This is a genomic window from Exiguobacterium sp. s21 (assembly GCF_018617975.1).
GTDB lineage: Bacteria > Bacillota > Bacilli > Exiguobacteriales > Exiguobacteriaceae > Exiguobacterium > Exiguobacterium mexicanum_A.
Genome location: NZ_JACSLF010000002.1, coordinates 134,557 through 151,371 on the forward strand (window position 1 = coordinate 134,557; position 16,815 = coordinate 151,371).

The 16,815-nt window shown below is 50.9% G+C and carries 14 protein-coding genes and 1 other annotated feature; of the genes, 11 read left to right on the top strand and 3 right to left on the bottom strand.

Going from position 1 to position 16,815, the window contains the following annotated elements; translation table 11 throughout:
* Window positions 1–13 precede the first annotated feature (13 nt).
* The gene (locus tag KNP06_RS03175; RefSeq protein WP_138859709.1) at window positions 14–1,147 is read right to left on the bottom strand and encodes an RNA-guided endonuclease TnpB family protein; all 1,134 of its coding nucleotides are present in this window, start codon (window positions 1,145–1,147) and stop codon (window positions 14–16) included.
* 658 nt (window positions 1,148–1,805) lie between these two features.
* Here KNP06_RS03175 and greA point away from each other — a divergent pair.
* From greA to KNP06_RS03205, 6 genes are all read left to right on the top strand, one after another.
* Window positions 1,806–2,279 (top strand): transcription elongation factor GreA, encoded by a 474-nt coding sequence (gene greA / locus KNP06_RS03180; protein ID WP_138859707.1) that lies wholly within the window; start codon window positions 1,806–1,808, stop codon window positions 2,277–2,279.
* A 55-nt stretch (window positions 2,280–2,334) separates the two neighbouring features.
* A complete protein-coding gene (gene mtnN, locus KNP06_RS03185) occupies window positions 2,335–3,039 on the top strand; it encodes a 5'-methylthioadenosine/S-adenosylhomocysteine nucleosidase (RefSeq protein ID WP_138859706.1) in 705 nt (234 codons plus the stop codon).
* Window positions 3,040–3,114: 75 nt separating this feature from the next.
* On the top strand, window positions 3,115–4,074 hold the full coding sequence (locus KNP06_RS03190; RefSeq protein ID WP_214787912.1) for a beta-ketoacyl-ACP synthase III: 960 nt from the start codon (window positions 3,115–3,117) through the stop codon (window positions 4,072–4,074).
* The gene (fabF, locus tag KNP06_RS03195; RefSeq protein ID WP_029595790.1) at window positions 4,071–5,303 is read left to right on the top strand and encodes a beta-ketoacyl-ACP synthase II; all 1,233 of its coding nucleotides are present in this window, start codon (window positions 4,071–4,073) and stop codon (window positions 5,301–5,303) included. Before KNP06_RS03190 ends, fabF begins: the two co-directional genes overlap by 4 nt.
* Before the next feature lie 66 nt (window positions 5,304–5,369).
* Entirely contained in the window at window positions 5,370–6,902 is a 1,533-nt protein-coding gene (locus KNP06_RS03200; protein ID WP_214709590.1) for a peptide ABC transporter substrate-binding protein, read from the top strand.
* A gap of 203 nt (window positions 6,903–7,105) precedes the next feature.
* A complete protein-coding gene (locus KNP06_RS03205; RefSeq protein WP_214787915.1) occupies window positions 7,106–8,767 on the top strand; it encodes a peptide ABC transporter substrate-binding protein in 1,662 nt (553 codons plus the stop codon).
* A 120-nt stretch (window positions 8,768–8,887) separates the two neighbouring features.
* On the opposite strand, the gene trpS is transcribed toward KNP06_RS03205, so the two are convergent.
* Both trpS and KNP06_RS03215 read right to left on the bottom strand, forming a co-directional pair.
* Entirely contained in the window at window positions 8,888–9,889 is a 1,002-nt protein-coding gene (gene trpS / locus KNP06_RS03210; RefSeq protein WP_214709586.1) for a tryptophan--tRNA ligase, read from the bottom strand.
* Between the two features lie 49 nt (window positions 9,890–9,938).
* Window positions 9,939–10,146: a binding site (T-box leader), on the bottom strand.
* Window positions 10,147–10,192: 46 nt separating this feature from the next.
* A complete protein-coding gene (locus tag KNP06_RS03215; RefSeq protein WP_214709584.1) occupies window positions 10,193–10,561 on the bottom strand; it encodes a DUF3899 domain-containing protein in 369 nt (122 codons plus the stop codon).
* A 272-nt stretch (window positions 10,562–10,833) separates the two neighbouring features.
* On the opposite strand from KNP06_RS03215, the gene KNP06_RS03220 reads away from it, so the two are divergent.
* The 5 genes from KNP06_RS03220 to KNP06_RS03240 all read left to right on the top strand — a co-directional run bounded on the left by KNP06_RS03220 (window position 10,834) and on the right by KNP06_RS03240 (window position 16,750).
* Window positions 10,834–12,450, top strand: a complete 1,617-nt coding sequence (locus KNP06_RS03220) for a peptide ABC transporter substrate-binding protein (RefSeq protein WP_214710527.1) — start codon at window positions 10,834–10,836, stop codon at window positions 12,448–12,450.
* 300 nt (window positions 12,451–12,750) lie between these two features.
* Window positions 12,751–13,677 (top strand): oligopeptide ABC transporter permease, encoded by a 927-nt coding sequence (opp3b, locus tag KNP06_RS03225; RefSeq protein WP_214709580.1) that lies wholly within the window; start codon window positions 12,751–12,753, stop codon window positions 13,675–13,677.
* Window positions 13,677–14,702 carry an oligopeptide ABC transporter permease gene (opp3C, locus tag KNP06_RS03230; RefSeq protein ID WP_371819500.1) on the top strand — a complete coding sequence of 342 codons (1,026 nt, stop codon included), beginning with the start codon at window positions 13,677–13,679 and terminating at the stop codon, window positions 14,700–14,702. Before opp3b ends, opp3C begins: the two co-directional genes overlap by 1 nt.
* Before the next feature lie 24 nt (window positions 14,703–14,726).
* A complete protein-coding gene (locus KNP06_RS03235; protein ID WP_034776940.1) occupies window positions 14,727–15,800 on the top strand; it encodes an ABC transporter ATP-binding protein in 1,074 nt (357 codons plus the stop codon).
* Complete coding sequence (locus KNP06_RS03240; RefSeq protein WP_034776942.1) at window positions 15,800–16,750, top strand: ABC transporter ATP-binding protein; 951 nt, start codon at window positions 15,800–15,802, stop codon at window positions 16,748–16,750. Before KNP06_RS03235 ends, KNP06_RS03240 begins: the two co-directional genes overlap by 1 nt.
* The last annotated feature ends 65 nt before the right edge of the window (window positions 16,751–16,815 follow it).

Sequence of the window (16,815 nt, forward strand, 5' to 3'; positions counted from 1 at the left end):
TTACTAGCCGCGGTTATGGACCAAGCTCGTCGGGCAGTCCCTGCCCTGAGGTGTTCCGGTCGGCGAGGCGCAACAGGTTGAGGCTCGCGTTGACGTCGCGGTCGTGGTGTGCGCCGCATGCGCCGCATGTCCACTCCCGGATGTCTAGGCCCTTCCTGCCGTCGTTCTCGCCACAGTTCGAACAGAGTTGGGTCGAGGCGAACCACGGGTCGGCCTTGATCAGCGTCCGCCCGTAGAACTTACATTTATATTCGAGTTGTCGGACGAACTCGCCCCATCCGGCGTCCCCGATCGATTTCGCCAGGCGGCGGTCTTTCATCATCTCTCTGGGCTTCAGCGTCTCGACCACGACGACTTGGTTCTCATCGACGATGCGTCGCGACAGCTTATGGAGGAAGTCGTGCCGTCGGTTTTTGACCTGTTCGTGTCTCTTCGCGAGGAGGAGCCGCGCTTTCTCACGGTTCTTGCTGCCGGGCTTCTTGCGGGCGAGGGCGCGCTGCGCTTGTTTGAGCCGCGCCTCGGCCTGTCGCAGGTTGCGCGGGTTCGCAATCTTCTCCGTGACGAGATCGTCGTTCGTCATGACGGCGAAGTGCCCGAGGCCGAGGTCGATCCCGACCTTGTGCTCGGCGGGGACCCACGGCTCGTCGTCCTGTTCGACGAGGAGCGACACGAAGAACCTGCCCGTCCGTGTCATCGACACGGTCGCAGACCGGATCTCCCCGTCGAAACTGCGGTGCTGTGTGAACCGGATGAACCCGACCTTCGGCAGACGGACTTTTCCCGCCTCGATGCGGATCGTGCCGTGCTGGTTGTTCGTCGTGTAGGAGGCGCGCGCCTTCCGTCTCGACTTGAACACCGGGAAGCCGGCCGTCCCTGCGAAGAATTTTACGAACGCCGCGTCGAGGTGCAGCTTCGCGTTCGCGAGCGCGAGGCTGTCCGCCTCACAAAGGAACGGGAACAGTGGCTTGTAGGAGGCGGGTGTCGGCGATTTCCGTCTCGGCCCACCGCCCGCCTTCGCCTCCTCGTGAATGGTGATACGGTCCTCGAGCAGCTTGTTGTAGATGAACCGGGCGCAGCCGATCGTCCGGATCAGGAACTCGGCCTGTGCCGCCGTCGGGTGGAGCCGGTATTTGTAGCCCTTCAGCATGTCCGTCCCTCCTTTGGGCGGTGTCAGGATGAGTCTCGTCCCATTCCGATACCCGCGGTGGGGGCGAGAGAATCTGACAGAATCACGAACCTTTGTTCGTTATATCTGTCACAGGGATATCCAAAGAATTTGCAAGCAGGCGGTTCATCTTCCACCTACGCTGGGCCTTCCCTCTTCGACGTTTAGAGGTGGGAGAATTCTCGCCAAATTTAGTTAAAAGAGCTTTGACACTCTCACCATTGAAACCGTGGGATTCTGAAGTGCTTGTGCGAACGCAGTTCATTTTTGTTTTGTTCAAGCCTTCAAATGAGAGTGTGCCATCACCTCTACCGAGATAGACTCTATAGGTCCCCAGGTTGGTGGACTGTGACCATCTACCACAGGTCGTTACAGGTGTGCCTACTTGATGTTTTAGCGTCTTTAGCATGACGACAAGCATCGTATCATCGGTCTGCTGCCGGACTCGATTTTAAAGGTCGGTGGACAAAGGTGTTTTAGAGACTTGTATGTGTCTATGCGATAGATTTAACCGAATGTCGGATATGGAGAACGTCCGAACTCACGTTTATCCCATGTTTAAAAACGGGATGTGTCGGATATGGGCTTTCCCGTTCGTAAATTCTGTAATATACTAGGAGACAATGAAGGAGTGACAGAAATGGCTGAAAAACAACATTACATGACGTTAGACGGAAAAGCGAAAATCGAAAATGAATTGAACGAACTGAAGACGGTGCGCCGTAAAGAAGTCGTTGAGAATATTAAGATTGCCCGCGATTTCGGAGACTTGTCTGAGAACGCTGAGTACGATGCAGCGAAAGAAGAGCAGGCAATGGTCGAAGGACGGATTGCTCAACTCGAAGAGATGCTTCGTAACGCAGTCATCATCCAAGACGATGTGGCTGATAACTCGATGGTCGCAATCGGAAAGACCGTGACGTTCTTCATTCAAGAAGATAACGAGAATGAAACGTACACAATCGTCGGTGGCGCAGAGGCTGACCCGTTCACAGGAAAAATCTCGAACGAATCACCGATTGCGAAAGCACTTCTCGGCCGTACGGTCGGAGATGTCGTCAACGTGCAAACGCCGGGCGGCGACATGGTCGTCGAAATCAAAGAAATCAAGTAACACAAACGAGCGACTTCCGCATGGATGTCGCTCTCTTTCTGAGGAGGCAATTATCATGAAAATCGGAATCATTGGAGCGATGGAAGAAGAAGTGAACTTGCTCCGCAACGAATTGACAGAACGGACAGACACAGAGATCGCCAACTATCACTTCTATGAAGGATACCTCGGCAACGTCGAAGTCGTCATTTTAAAGTCAGGCATCGGGAAAGTGAATGCGGCCATCGGTACGACGCTTCTCATTGACAAGTTCAAACCGGATGTCGTCATCAATACCGGTTCGGCGGGCGGCTTTAAAAAAGGAATGAAAGTCGGAGACGTCGTCGTCTCGACCGAAGTCCGTCATCACGATGTCGATGTGACCGCGTTCGGCTACGAGTACGGGCAAGTGCCAGGCATGCCGGCAGCGTACACGGCTGACGCTCATTTGATGGATGTCTGTAAAGAAGTGATTGAGAGCCTCCATGATGTGAACGTCCACACGGGCCTCATCGTGACAGGTGACTCGTTCATCAACGACTCGAAACGTGTTGCCGACATCCTCGGTCGTTTCGAAGGTGTCGCGGCTGTCGAGATGGAAGCCGCTCCGATCGCACAGACGTGCTACCAGTTCGGGATTCCGTTCGTCGTGACCCGTTCGATTTCGGACAGCGCCGACGAGGAAGCAAACTTGTCGTTCGATGAATTTTTAGAAACGGCATCCATCAATTCGGCAAAAATGGTCATGGCCGTCACGAAACGACTCGGTCAAAGTGAATAATCGAGAGGGATGCGTTGACATCCCTTTTTTATTCCCTTATATTAGTACCAGATACTAAGAATAGGGGTCATCACTATGAACATTGGAATCATTGGGATTGGTTCGTTCCTTCCGGAGCACCGGGTCACGAACATCGATTTGGAAAAACGAATGGATACGAGCGACGAATGGATTCGGACCCGGACCGGGATCGAGGCGCGCCATTTGGCAGACGCTGATTTGAGCGTTGCCGATATGGCCACAAAGGCTGCCGAACGGGCGCTTCAAAGTGCGGGTGTGTCGATTGAAGATATCGACGCGATCATTTGCGCGACGGCGACGGCGCCATCATTCCCAGCGACGGCTTGTCTCGTGCAAGCCAACCTTGGGGCAAAGCAAGCGGTCGCCTTCGACGTTAGCGCCGCCTGTAGCGGCTTCATCTTCGCGATGGATACGGCGAAGAGCATGATGCTCGCGAAAGGGTTGAAGCGCACACTCGTCATCGGAGCTGAGAAGATGGGCAACTTGATCGATTGGGACGACCGTTCGACCGCCGTCTTGTTCGGTGACGGGGCAGGTGCCGTCGTTCTCGGCGAAGACGAGGTGGCCGCCATCGAGTCGGTCATTCTCGGAAGTGACGGAACCGGCGGAAAGTTCTTATATGAGAATGAAGAAGGTAAGATTGTCATGAACGGTCGTGAAGTGTTCAAATTCGCCGTCCGTAAGATGCCTGACATCGTCTTAGAGGCGTTGCAAGGGGCCGGGAAGACGATTGAAGACCTCGACGTCCTCGTGCCGCACCAGGCTAACCGTCGTATCATTGACGCAGCGATTGAACGGTTAGGGATTGACGAAGCAAAAGTTGTCGTCACGATTCAAGACCATGCGAACACGTCAGCTGCTTCAATTCCACTTGCTTTGGCCGAAGCGGTCAAGCAACGGAAAATCTCAAACGGTCAAACGATCGTCGTCGCCGGCTTCGGCGCCGGGCTCACATGGGGAGCGAGCTGTTTAACATGGAATAACGCTAACATCACGGAGGAGATTAACGCATGAAACGAGTAGTCATCACAGGATTAGGAGTCGTTTCCCCACTAGGGAACGACGTTACGGCAATGTGGGAGCGACTGTTGAACGGGGAAAATGCAGTCGATACGTTAACAAAGATTGATATTAGCCAGTATCCGGCGAAAGTCGGGGCGGAAGTAAAGGAATGGAACATCGATCATTTGGTCGAACCGAAGGAAGCGCGCAAGATGGATTCATTCATTCAATATTCGATTCTTGCGGCTGACGCTGCGCATCGGGATAGCGGTCTAGATGTGAAAGCAATCGCGGACGATGTCGGGATTTGGATCGGAAGCGGGATCGGTGGTGTCGAAACGATCGACAAACAAGCGAGCATCTTGCATGAACGGGGACCACGTCGCATCAGCCCATTCTTCATCCCGATGATGATTCCAAACATGGCGAGCGGTCAAGTTTCGATTTACCTCGGAGCAAAAGGGCCGAGCAACTGCTCGGTCACAGCTTGTGCGTCTGGAACGAACTCAATTGGTGAGGCGTTTAAAGTCATCCAACGTGGTGATGCCCTCGCGATGTTCGCAGGTGGGGCCGAAGCACCAATCACGCCGCTCTCATTCTCAGGATTCTGTGCCAACAAGGCACTATCGACGAATCCAGACCCGAACACGGCATGCCGCCCGTTCGATCAGAACCGTGACGGCTTCATCATGGGTGAAGGCGCGGGCGTGCTCGTTCTCGAGGAATATGAGCATGCGAAAGCGCGCGGAGCCAAAATGTATGCGGAGGTCGTCGGGTATGGCATGAGTTCGGACGCTTATCACATCACGGCGCCGTCACCTGAGGCAGAAGGTGGATCAAAAGCGATGAACGAGGCGCTTCGTGACGCGGGAATTCGTCCAGAAGACGTTCAATACATCAACGCACACGGGACGAGCACACCACTCAACGACATGCTCGAGACGAAAGCGATCCACAACGTCTTCGGTGACCACGCGCACAACTTGGCCGTCAACTCATCTAAATCGATGATCGGGCACTTGCTCGGCGCAGCCGGCGGAGTCGAGGCCGTCATCACGGCGCTATCGATTCATGAGGGACGGATTCATCCGACGATCAACTGTGAGACACCAGCTGATGATTGTGATTTAGACTATGTCCGTGACGGAAATCGGGAACTTGATATCCAGTACGCACTGAGCAACTCGCTTGGCTTCGGGGGCCACAACGCGACGCTCGCATTCGCGAAAGTGAACGACTAATAGTAGAAAAAAGTGACAAAAACGGGTAGGGTATAAGGGTTGGTCTAACAGAGAGGAGAATGCCAGATGAAACGATTTTTCATCGGTGCCGCCTTGTTGGGTTCAGTCCTTATCCTTTTTTTCGTTATTTGGTACGGACAACGAGAGCAGGCACGAGAGTTACTACCACCAGAAGAACAAATCGTGACGATCCATGGAGAGACGTTGCCGGAGCAGCCGAACACACTGCTCGCGATCGATCCGAGTTCGCAAACTGTGTTATCGCATATTTATGAAGGATTGTATCGCTTCGGAGCGGACGGTGAGATTGAACCGGGACTCGTTGAGACGATGACGCGTTCCGAGGACGGGGCGACATATACGTTTAACTTGAAGGCAAGTCAAACTGTGAATGGAAATGCGATCACGGCTGAAACGTTCGTCGAGCATTTTCGCATGCTCGCCGATGACGATACGAATTCCCCGTTCAGTTTCCTCCTCGGAGATGTATTGAACGCGAAAGCGATCAGTCTCGGGACGAAAGAACCAGAGACGCTCGGCGTGAAAGCGATTGACGAACAGACATTTGAACTGACGCTCGAGCGTCCGATGGAAGGGTTCGAGCAGATGTTAGCGATGCCGGCCTTTCTGCCGCAGACGATGATTGGGGAGTGGCAAGAACTCGACGCGAACGGACCGTTCCAAATCGAGTCAATCGACGCGGCCCAGGCGACGTTGATAAAAAACGAGGATTATTATGATGCAGATCGCGTCACGCTCGAAAAGGTTATCATCTGGGCGGATGAAGGTCTAAGTTCAGAGCCCGACGGTATTCACCCGATCCCTTACGGCACGGACGAGGGGACAATCGAATCAGTCGAAGGTAAGCTCGTTGATGTTCCGCGAAGCGGCGTCTTCTATTTAAAACCGAACGTCGACGAGTATCCGTTCGATGATGCCGATTTCCGACGCGCGCTCGCGCTCTCCTTAGATCGCGAAGCAGTGGAAGGGTCACTCGCAAGAGCCGAACGGACGACAGAACGATTGCTCGTCACCGATCAAACGAAGACGGAGCCGACGCTTGAAGGAGAGGCGGCGACACTGTTCGCAGACGTGCTTGATCGGCTCGAAGAAGAGGAAATCGAGATTGAGTTGCTCAGCTTTGTCGATGAAGAGGCGAGACAGATCGCCCAGACGATTGAAACAGAGATTGAACAACTTCCCGGTCTTCAAGTGAACGTCGTCGAGTTGCCGCTCGGTGACAAAGTTAGGAAAGAAGTCGCAGGCGATTACGCGTTGTCACTATCAGGGTGGCAACCGGACTACCCGACATTCAGTGCCTATTTGACCCAATTCGAGACAAATAACTATTTGAATTCGAGCGGATACACGGACGAAACGTTCGATCGTTTGATGGATGAGGCCCGCTCGACAGAAGTACTTGCGGACCGGAACGAGACGTATCGACAGGCGGAAAAACGGCTGTTGGAAGAAGCTGTCGTTATCCCAATCTACCAAGCTGGAAGATCTTTCGCAGTCGATTCCAAATATGCGGAAATCGGTTTTCCGGTCATCGGTCCTTCGTACGTCCTAACTTTTTCTAAAGTTTATGAAAAATGAGCTAAAAGCCCGTCTCCCTAGGCGGGCTTTTAGCCTATAATAAAAATTTTTTAGAAAAATTAAAATAAACACTTTGCAAAATTATCAGAATATTGTATTATTGCTTCAACGGGATTGTGGTAGCAAATTTTGTAAAGTGAGATATCTGAATTTTCTACCATCGTTCATTTCGTTAAACCGAAAAAAATCAGGGGGTCATCGCAATGAATAAGAAAAAAGGTTTTGCTTTAGCAACGTCGGTAACGCTTCTATCTAGCGCGTTCCTAGCAGCATGCTCAGGTGGGGAAGAAGATACAACGTCAACGGATAAAGGGACAGGATCAGAAGGAAGTGCAGATGAAGCGCAAGTCCTCAACTTGCTCGATAGTTCTGACATCCCTTCACTTAACCCAACACTCGCGACAGACTCGGTTTCGTTCAACGTGTTGAACAACGTCAACGAAGGTCTTTACCGTATGGATAAAGATGACAACCCGACACCGGGAATCGCAGAATCACACGAAGTTTCTGAAGACGGAAAAACGTACACGTTCAAACTCCGTGAAGGCGCAACTTGGTCTAACGGCGAGCCTGTAACAGCGAACGACTTCGAATACGCTTGGAAAGAAGTGCTTAACCCGGACAACGCTTCACAATATGCTTACGTTATGTCAATCATCGAAGGTGCTGAAGCCTATAACACAGGCGAAGGCGAGCGCGACGCTGTCGGCGTCAAAGCACTTGATGAGCAGACACTTGAAGTTAAATTGACTGCACCAGCTGATTACTTCCTCGGTCTCACAAGCTTTGGCGTATTCATGCCTAAACTTGAGTCGTTCGACAAAGAGCAAGGCGAGAACTTCGGTACGTCTGCAGAGACAACGCTCTACAACGGACCGTTCAAACTCGAAAACTGGGAGCGCGAGCAAGGCTGGAAAATGGTCAAAAACGACGACTATTGGGATGCTGAAGCCGTCAAACTTGAAGAAATCAACGTTAAAGTCGTTAAAGAAGTTTCAACAGGTGTTAACTTGTACGAAAACGGCGACGTTGACCGCACTGGTTTGACTTCTGAACTCGTTGCTCAATACCAAGACAACGAAGACTTCTCGACTGTCGTTGAGCCAACACTCTTCTACCTTCAGTTCAACACTGAGGTTGAAGCGCTCGACAACCAAAACATCCGTAACGCGATTGACGCGGCATACGATAAAGCAGCGATCTCTGAAACGCTCCTTGCGAACGGTTCAGTCCCTGCGAACTACCTCGTACCAAAAGACTTCGTAACTGGACCAGACGGTAAAGACTTCCGTGAAGCGAACGGCGACATCGGCGGCTATGACGTAGATCGTGCGAAAGATCTTTGGGAAAAAGGACTTGAAGAGCTCGGTCAAGACTCTGTCGAAATCGAACTCCTCAACTATGACTCAGAATCTGCGAAGCAAATCGGTGAGTTCATCAAAGGTGAACTTGAGAAGAACCTTCCAGGGATCACGCTCACAATCAAGCAACAACCGTTCAACAACAAACTTGACCTTGAAAACAAAGGTGATTTCGAGTTGACATTCGCTGGATGGGGCCCTGACTACCAGGATCCAATGACATTCGTTGACCTCTTCGTCACTGACGGACCATACAACCGTGGTAAGTGGTCGAACGAAGAATTCGACAAGCTCATCGAATCTGCGAAATCAAGCACAGATGCTGAACAGCGTTGGGCTGACCTTCAAGCTGCAGAGAAAATCGTTCTTGAAGAGAACGCGATCTCGCCAGTTTACCAACGTGGATCGGCTCGCCTCACGAAGCCATACGTTAAAGGAATCGTTGAACACGCGTTCGGCGCTGACTACTCGTACAAGTGGGCATCTATCGAAGGCAAAGAGTAATAAGAAACAACACGCATACAAAAAAGAGACGGGGATGCCTGTCTCTTTTTTTGTGTCTTCAGTTTGACCAATCACGTTGCACGAACAAGCCGCCCTTTGCATGCAAAGGGCGGCTACTTTTTATTTCTTCACTTTGGCCCGTTTCCGGTTGAGTCCCATCGCTTTCTCGATTTTCGCGAGATTTTTGTTGGCGACGGCTTCTGCCTTTTCACGACCTGCGTCGAGGATCGCATCGAGCTCAGCTGAATCGACGAGTTCATGATAGCGATTCTGAATCGGCTCGAGCATGGCGACGACCGCTTCAGCGACATCTTGTTTGAACGTCCCGTAGTTCGAATCTTGATAATGTTCGACGAGTTCGTCGATTGGCGTATCGGTCGAGAGTGAATAAATCTCAAGCAAGTTTGAGATTCCCGGCTTGTTCTCTCGGTCGAAGCTGATGATCCCGCTCGAGTCTGTGACCGCGCTCTTGATTTTCTTGCGGATGACGTTCGGCTCATCGAGCATCGAGATGAAGCCTTTCACGTTCGCATCCGATTTCGACATCTTCTTCACCGGGTTCGTCAAACTCATGATGCGGGCGCCTTCTTTTTGAATGAGCGGCTCAGGAATCGTGAACGTCTCGTAGTATCGCTTGTTGAAGCGCTCGGCCAAGTCACGCGTCAATTCGACGTGTTGTTTTTGGTCATCACCGACCGGGACGAGTTCTGTCCCGTACAAGAGGATATCGGCCGCCATGAGCGTCGGATAGACGAACAGGCCGGCACCGATATTTTCACTGTTTTGGGATTTGTCTTTATACTGCGTCATCCGGCTCAGTTCACCCATGCCGGCGATACACGTCAACATCCATCCGAGCTGGGCGTGCGCCTTCACTTCCGACTGGACGAAAATCGTCGACTTCTCAGGGTCGAGACCACAAGCGAGATAAAGCGCCGCAAGTTTACGCGTGTTGTCCATCAACTCGACCCGGTCAAGTTGGACCGTGATCGAATGGAGATCGACGACACAGTAGAACGCTTCGTGCTCGTCTTGGAGCTCGACAAACTGTTTCATCGCCCCTAAGTAGTTACCGAGCGTCACGACGCCGGTCGGTTTAATGCCAGAAAAGATTTTTGCCATGATTGCACCTCCATAGAATATAAAAAAAACCGCGGTTCCCCGCCCGAAAAATCGGGACGAATAACCGCGGTGCCACCCAAATTTGCATGAAGCTCATGCCACTTGATCGCGTTAACGGGCGTGACCGTCTCACCATACTATCGTTCAGGTGAGCCACTCCGAAGTCCATTCGCTCGACGCTCTCCATCTACTCGCAGCAACGTAGACTCTCTGGGGGAAAGGGGGATCGAGGTACTTGTCTTCTTCATCGTGTTTCCTATTGTTCTAGCCATAGTGTAGCATATCGTCTGAAAAATCGGAAGGTCAAACGAGGGTGATAATGTAGGAGAGAATGATGCTACCGACGCCGACGTACACCCAACGCGAAGCCGAATGTTTTTGAGCGGCCCGTTCTTCCGGTGTCGCCTCTTCGTCTTCCTCGTAATCCGGGTCAATCTCTTTCAACTTGGCGCGTCGGTTACGTTTGAACCCGTACATGATGCCGTCGAATAGTCCGGACGCGCTCATTTGAGAGAACATACCGATTGCAAAGACGAGCATCCCGGCGACGAACAGACCGCCGCTCAAATGAAACAATAACGTTTCATCCTGGTAATAAGAGAGGCTCGACCAGACCGTGTAGGCAATTGTGACAATCCCCCAAACAATTAATATACTTCTAAATTTTTTCAATGTGACAAACTCCTTTCAGCTTGGATGTGCTCCATCGAGTTATCCGCCCTATGGCTCTATGATACCTGTTGCTTGGTGGAGAAGGCGAGAAGTTCGTGTTGAAAATGACGGCGGTTTATTAGGGAGTTGACAGTTTGATTAAAAATTTTTTACAATAGCCCTAACGTTTTTTCGTCGGATACAAAATGAAATATTCAGAAAATTAAAGAAAAAGTAAGATGTTATCGTCCGACGAAACGCCATGCTTCACGATTCAGAAAGGGGACATCGCAATGAAGAAAAAATCGATTTTGCTCATGATGACACTCATCTTGGCACTCGGTTCAGTGCTCGCCGCTTGCTCGACTGGCGGAGACTCTGACGGCGGTTCGTCTTCGAACGGAGAAAAAGTTCTCCGCTTGACGGACACGTCTGATATTACAACGGCTGACCCGGCGCTCGCGACGGACGCAGTCGCGTTCAACTTGATCGCCAACACGATGGAAGGTCTTTACCGTCTGGATCAAGACGGGAATGCCGTTCCTGCAATCGCCGAAGGAGAACCAGAAGTGAACGAAGACGAAACGGTCTACACGTTCACACTCCGCGACGCGGAATGGTCTAACGGCGAACCTGTCACAGCGAACGACTTCGTCTACGCTTGGCAACGCGCTGTGGATCCTGAAACAGGTTCACAATACGCGTACATCATGAACACAGTAAAAAATGCCGAAGCCATCAACACGGGTAAACTTCCTAAAGAAGATCTCGGTGTGAAGGCAATCGATGAGAAGACACTTGAAGTTACACTCGAGCGTCCAGACCCATCATTCATCTCGCTCACATCGTTCGGTACGTTCACACCGATTAACGAAGCGTTTGCGACTGAAAAAGGCGAAGACTTCTCGACGACTCCAGAAAACCACATCTACAACGGTCCATTCACATGGTCGGAGTGGGATCGCGAGCAAGGATACGTGTTGACGAAAAATGAATCGTACTGGGATGCTGAAAATGTAGCCCTAGAAAAAGTCGACGTTCGCGTTGTTAAAGATACATCGACAGTCGTCAACTTGTATGAAGCAGGAGAAGTCGACTACGCCGGCCTCTCATCTGAACAAGTTGCCGCATTCCAAGAGAACGATGACTACAGCACAGGCCTTCGATCATCTGTCGGTTACTTCAAGTTCAACCACGAAGATGAACTCTTCGCTGACATCAACGCTCGTAAAGCTGTCGCTCGTGCGGTCGACCCAACCGGGATTATCGATCAGCTGTTGAACAACGGCTCAATCGCCACGACTTCGTTCATCCCGAAAGACTTCATCAAGTATGAAGACGGCACGGATTACACGGAAGGCGTGACGCACTTTGAAACGAACGCTGACGAAGCGGCATCACTTTGGGAAGAAGCGACTGGCGGCGAAGCTGCTACAATCGAACTTCTCTCATTCGACAGCGAAGTATCGAAACAAATCTCAGAGTACATGAAAGGCCAAATCGAATCGAACTTGCCGAACGTGACCGTGAACATCTCACAACAACCGTTCAACAACAAGCTTGAGCTCGAAGCGAACGGAGAGTACCAAATGTCATTCGCCCTTTGGGGACCTGACTATCAAGATCCGCTCACAAACCTTGGCATCTTCACGTCTGACAACGGTCAAAACGACATCAACTACAAGTCTGCTGCCTACGACAAGTTGATTGATGAAGCATCTGCTGAAACAGCAATCGATGCCCGTTATGACAAATTTAAAGAAGCAGAGACGCTCTTGATCGAACAAGACCAAGCCATCATGCCGATTTACCAAGCTGGTGTCGCTTACTTGCTCCGTCCAAACGTCGAAAACTTCAACCGTCAACTATTCGGTGCTGATTACCAGTACAAATACGTCGATATCAACTAAATGAGAAGGGGGCATGCAACGTGCATGTCCCCCCTTTTATAAAAAAAAACTGGAAATGTGAGAAAATACTATTCAAATGTTTTGTTGGTAAAGTATAATGTAGTAACAGTGAAAATTCAGAATACTTTACAAACTAAGGATTCTTTAATTTTCAAGTGCTGTGCTAAGAGCCTTGAGATGACGTTTCATCTATTCTTTCAGAAAATTCCTTTCATTTCGTGAATTATAGAATAGAGACATATGTCATAGTGATGCTGTTGGTGCAAGCATAGACATTAGAAAAACAGGGGGTATTTATTTATGGGACGTTATATTCTGCAACGGCTGACTTACGGCCTCATCACGTTCTTCTTGATTGCGACGTTCACATTCTTCTTGATGGACCTGCTTCCAGGTTCGCCGTATCAGAACCAGGAGAAATTGACGGACACGCAAATTCAACTCTTGAACGATCGTTACGGACTCAATGATCCACTGCCGGTTCGTTACGCGACTTATTTAGGGAACCTTGTGCAAGGTGACCTTGGTGTGTCGTTCCGTACGGCCAACCGGCCAGTGACGGAGTTGATCATGGAGCGGATCGGTCCTTCGGCACAATTGGGTATTCAGGCATTAGTCCTTGGTACTTTCGTTGGGTTGTTGCTCGGAATCGTAGCGGCCATCCGTCACAACACGTACATCGACTATGGTTCAATGTTCGTATCGGTAATCGGGATTTCTGTCCCGTCGTTCGTCTTTGCAGCCCTCCTTCAGTACTATGTAGGGGTTAAGTTGCAGTGGTTGCCTGTCGCGTTCTGGGATTCACCGGCCCATACCATCTTGCCGACCATCTCGCTCTCCCTCGGTGTAACGGCGTCCATCGCCCGTTTCGTCCGGACTGAGATGCTAGAAGTAACCGGACAAGACTATGTCACGCTCGCCAAGGCGAAAGGGTTGACCGGGAATGCCATCGTTTGGAAACATATGGTGCGTAATGCGATGATTCCTGCCATCACCATTCTCGGACCGATGACGGCTGGCCTGTTGACAGGTACGTTCGTTATCGAAAAAATCTTTGCGGTACCTGGGCTTGGTGAATTGTTCGTTACGTCCATCACGTTGAATGACTATTCGGTCATCATGGGCACGACACTGTTCTTCTCAGCTTTGTTCATTATTATCATTTTGCTTGTCGACTTGCTCTACGGAGTCGTTGACCCACGTATTCGTCTTGGGGGGGATAACTGATGATTGAAAATAAAAAGAATTTCGAGCAGTTCGACCAAGACATGTTCCAACGTGTCGAAATGAATGAACAGCTCGGTGAACGGATCGCCGGTAAAAGTTTAAACTTCTGGCAAGACGCTTGGATGCGCTTAAAGAAAAACAAGGCCGCCATCCTCTCGTTGTCAGTCATTGTCATTCTTGTCTTACTTGCGCTATTCGGTCCGATGCTTTCAGGCCGTGACGCATATGAACAAAACATCTCACAAGCCAAACTCCCACCTAAAGTCACTGGACTTGAATGGGCTGGATTTGATGGGATGGCCAACCTCGGTGGGCGCGACATTAATTTTTATGAACAGAAAAATGTTGAAGAGAACTTCTGGTTCGGTACAGACTATCTCGGCCGTGATCTTTGGTCACGTGTTTGGGAAGGGACACGCATCTCGCTCTTCATCGGTTTGATGGCCGCCATCATCGATACGGTCATCGGTGTCGCTTACGGTGGAATCTCGGCTTACTTCGGTGGCCGCACGGATAACATCATGCAGCGGATCGTTGAAATTTTGACAGGTGTGCCGAACTTAATTTTGATCATCTTGTTCATCTTGATTTTTGACCCAGGGGTGTTCACCATCATCCTCGCGATGACGATCACCGGTTGGATCGGGATGAGTCGACTCGTCCGCGGTCAAATCTTGAAACTCAAAAACCAAGAGTTCGTCTTGGCAGCCCGTACACTCGGTGCTTCAAGTAACCGTTTGATTTTCAAACACTTGATCCCGAACACGCTCGGTGCCATCATCATCACACTCATGTTCACGATTCCATCTGCCATCTTCTTCGAGGCATTCCTCAGTTTCATCGGAATCGGACTTCAACCGCCGCAAGCTTCACTTGGTACGTTGATCAACGACGGATACAAAGAGCTACGGACGTTCCCGTACTTGCTCGTCATCCCGTCAGTCATCATCGTCTTGCTCATGGTCAGCTTCAACTTGCTCGCCGATGGCTTGCGTGATGCGTTCGACCCGAAAATGCGTAAATAATTATAGAAACAGGGGGACTCGTGAATGGAAACGATTTTATCTGTCCGAGACTTAGCGGTCTCGTTCCATACGTATGCTGGAACGGTACAAGCCGTTCGCAACGTATCGTTTGATTTGAAAAAAGGCGAGACGCTCGCCATCGTTGGTGAATCGGGTTCTGGTAAATCCGTCACTTCGAAAGCGATTATGCGTTTGATTCCGAACCCGCCAGGTGAAATCACGAACGGGGAAATCTTGTTCGAAGGCAAAGACTTGGCGAAGTTGTCGGAAAAAGAAATGTTGAAGATCCGTGGCCGTGATATTGCCATGATCTTCCAAGATCCAATGACATCACTTAACCCGACGATGACGATCTTCAAACAGATTGCTGAAGGATTGAAGCAGCACCAAGGTCTTACGGGTGAAGATGCGAAGAAGCGTACGCTGGAATTGCTCACACTCGTCGGGATTCCAAACCCAGAAGCACGTCTTAAGCAATATCCGCACCAACTCTCAGGTGGTATGCGTCAACGGATCGTTATCGCGATCGCGCTCGCATGTAACCCTAAAGTATTGATCGCCGATGAGCCGACGACGGCTCTCGATGTAACGATTCAAGCTCAGATTTTGGAGCTCTTGAAAGACATCCAACAAAAGACCGGCACAGCGATTATCTTCATCACGCACGACCTCGGTGTCGTCGCGAACATGGCTGACCGTGTTGCCGTCATGTACGCTGGTAAAATCGTCGAGAAGGGAACGGTCGATGAGATCTTCTACGAGCCGCGTCACCCATACGCATGGGGACTGCTCGGATCGATGCCGCGCCCATCTGATGACCCGAACGAGGCGCTTCCTGCCATCCCAGGTACGCCGCCGAACTTGCTCGACCCGCCAAAAGGCGATGCGTTCGCACCACGTAACCCGTATGCGATGAAGATCGACTTTGAAAAAGAACCACCGATGTTCCAAATTAGCGACACGCACTATGCGGCAAGTTGGTTATTGCACCCGCAAGCACCGCAAGTGAGCCCGCCGAAAGCAATCCGTGACCTTGCACTCAAGTATCGTCCGGACAGCGCGTTCGCCAAATCGATTTTGAAAGGTGGTGCTGAATAATGGAACGCGAGAAATTACTCGAAGTAAAAGACCTGAAGCAGCACTTTAAAATTGGCCGAGGCCGCGTCGTTAAAGCGGTCGATGGCATCTCGTTTGATATCTACAAAGGTGAAGTACTCGGTCTCGTAGGGGAGTCAGGTTGTGGGAAATCGACGACAGGTCGTACCATCATCGGTCTTTATGACGCGACGGACGGTGATGTCGTCTTCAAAGGCGAAAACGTTCATGGCAAGAAGTCGAAAGCGGAGAAGTTGAAATTCAACCGGGCCATGCAAATGATCTTCCAAGATCCTTACGCATCGCTCAACCCGCGGATGACGGTCGCTGATATCATCGCTGAAGGCATTGATATCCACGGCCTTGCCAAGACGAAGGAAGACCGGATGAACCGTGTCTATGACCTTCTCGAAACGGTCGGTCTTACGAAAGAGCACGCGAGCCGTTACCCGCACGAATTCTCGGGCGGTCAACGTCAGCGGATCGGGATTGCCCGCGCTCTCGCGGTTGAACCAGACTTCATCATCGCCGATGAGCCAATCTCGGCTCTCGACGTATCGATCCAAGCCCAGGTCGTCAACTTGATGAAAGAATTGCAACGCGACCGTGACTTGACGTACTTGTTCATCGCCCACGATTTGTCGATGGTCAAGTATATCTCAGACCGGATCGGTGTCATGTATCAAGGTCACCTCGTCGAACTCGCTCCAGCAGCGCGTTTGTATGAGAACCCGATTCACGCCTATACGAAGTCACTTCTCTCGGCGATCCCGCTTCCGGATCCAGAGCATGAGCGCACACGTAAGCGGATCGTGTATGAGTCGAAGTCACTCGGTGCCGTCGGACGTTCGGATGAGGATTCAAGCATCCCACCGCTCCGTGAAGTCGAGCCAGGCCATTACGTCTCATTGACAGACGAAGAATACGAAGCGTATAAAGCGCAACTCGTATAATTAGAAAGTCCCGAATCCAACCGGATTCGGGACTTTTTTGAACGCAAAGAAAAACACCATCCAAG

What these genes read in the sequence shown, in the direction of transcription:
- KNP06_RS03175 (WP_138859709.1), bottom strand. Translation starts at nt 1,147, where the DNA reads ATGCTGAAGGGCTACAAATACCGGCTCCACCCGACGGCGGCACAGGCC.
- greA (WP_138859707.1), top strand. Translation starts at nt 1,806, where the DNA reads ATGGCTGAAAAACAACATTACATGACGTTAGACGGAAAAGCGAAAATC.
- mtnN (WP_138859706.1), top strand. Translation starts at nt 2,335, where the DNA reads ATGAAAATCGGAATCATTGGAGCGATGGAAGAAGAAGTGAACTTGCTC.
- KNP06_RS03190 (WP_214787912.1), top strand. Translation starts at nt 3,115, where the DNA reads ATGAACATTGGAATCATTGGGATTGGTTCGTTCCTTCCGGAGCACCGG.
- fabF (WP_029595790.1), top strand. Translation starts at nt 4,071, where the DNA reads ATGAAACGAGTAGTCATCACAGGATTAGGAGTCGTTTCCCCACTAGGG.
- KNP06_RS03200 (WP_214709590.1), top strand. Translation starts at nt 5,370, where the DNA reads ATGAAACGATTTTTCATCGGTGCCGCCTTGTTGGGTTCAGTCCTTATC.
- KNP06_RS03205 (WP_214787915.1), top strand. Translation starts at nt 7,106, where the DNA reads ATGAATAAGAAAAAAGGTTTTGCTTTAGCAACGTCGGTAACGCTTCTA.
- trpS (WP_214709586.1), bottom strand. Translation starts at nt 9,889, where the DNA reads ATGGCAAAAATCTTTTCTGGCATTAAACCGACCGGCGTCGTGACGCTC.
- KNP06_RS03220 (WP_214710527.1), top strand. Translation starts at nt 10,834, where the DNA reads ATGAAGAAAAAATCGATTTTGCTCATGATGACACTCATCTTGGCACTC.
- opp3b (WP_214709580.1), top strand. Translation starts at nt 12,751, where the DNA reads ATGGGACGTTATATTCTGCAACGGCTGACTTACGGCCTCATCACGTTC.
- opp3C (WP_371819500.1), top strand. Translation starts at nt 13,677, where the DNA reads ATGATTGAAAATAAAAAGAATTTCGAGCAGTTCGACCAAGACATGTTC.
- KNP06_RS03235 (WP_034776940.1), top strand. Translation starts at nt 14,727, where the DNA reads ATGGAAACGATTTTATCTGTCCGAGACTTAGCGGTCTCGTTCCATACG.
- KNP06_RS03240 (WP_034776942.1), top strand. Translation starts at nt 15,800, where the DNA reads ATGGAACGCGAGAAATTACTCGAAGTAAAAGACCTGAAGCAGCACTTT.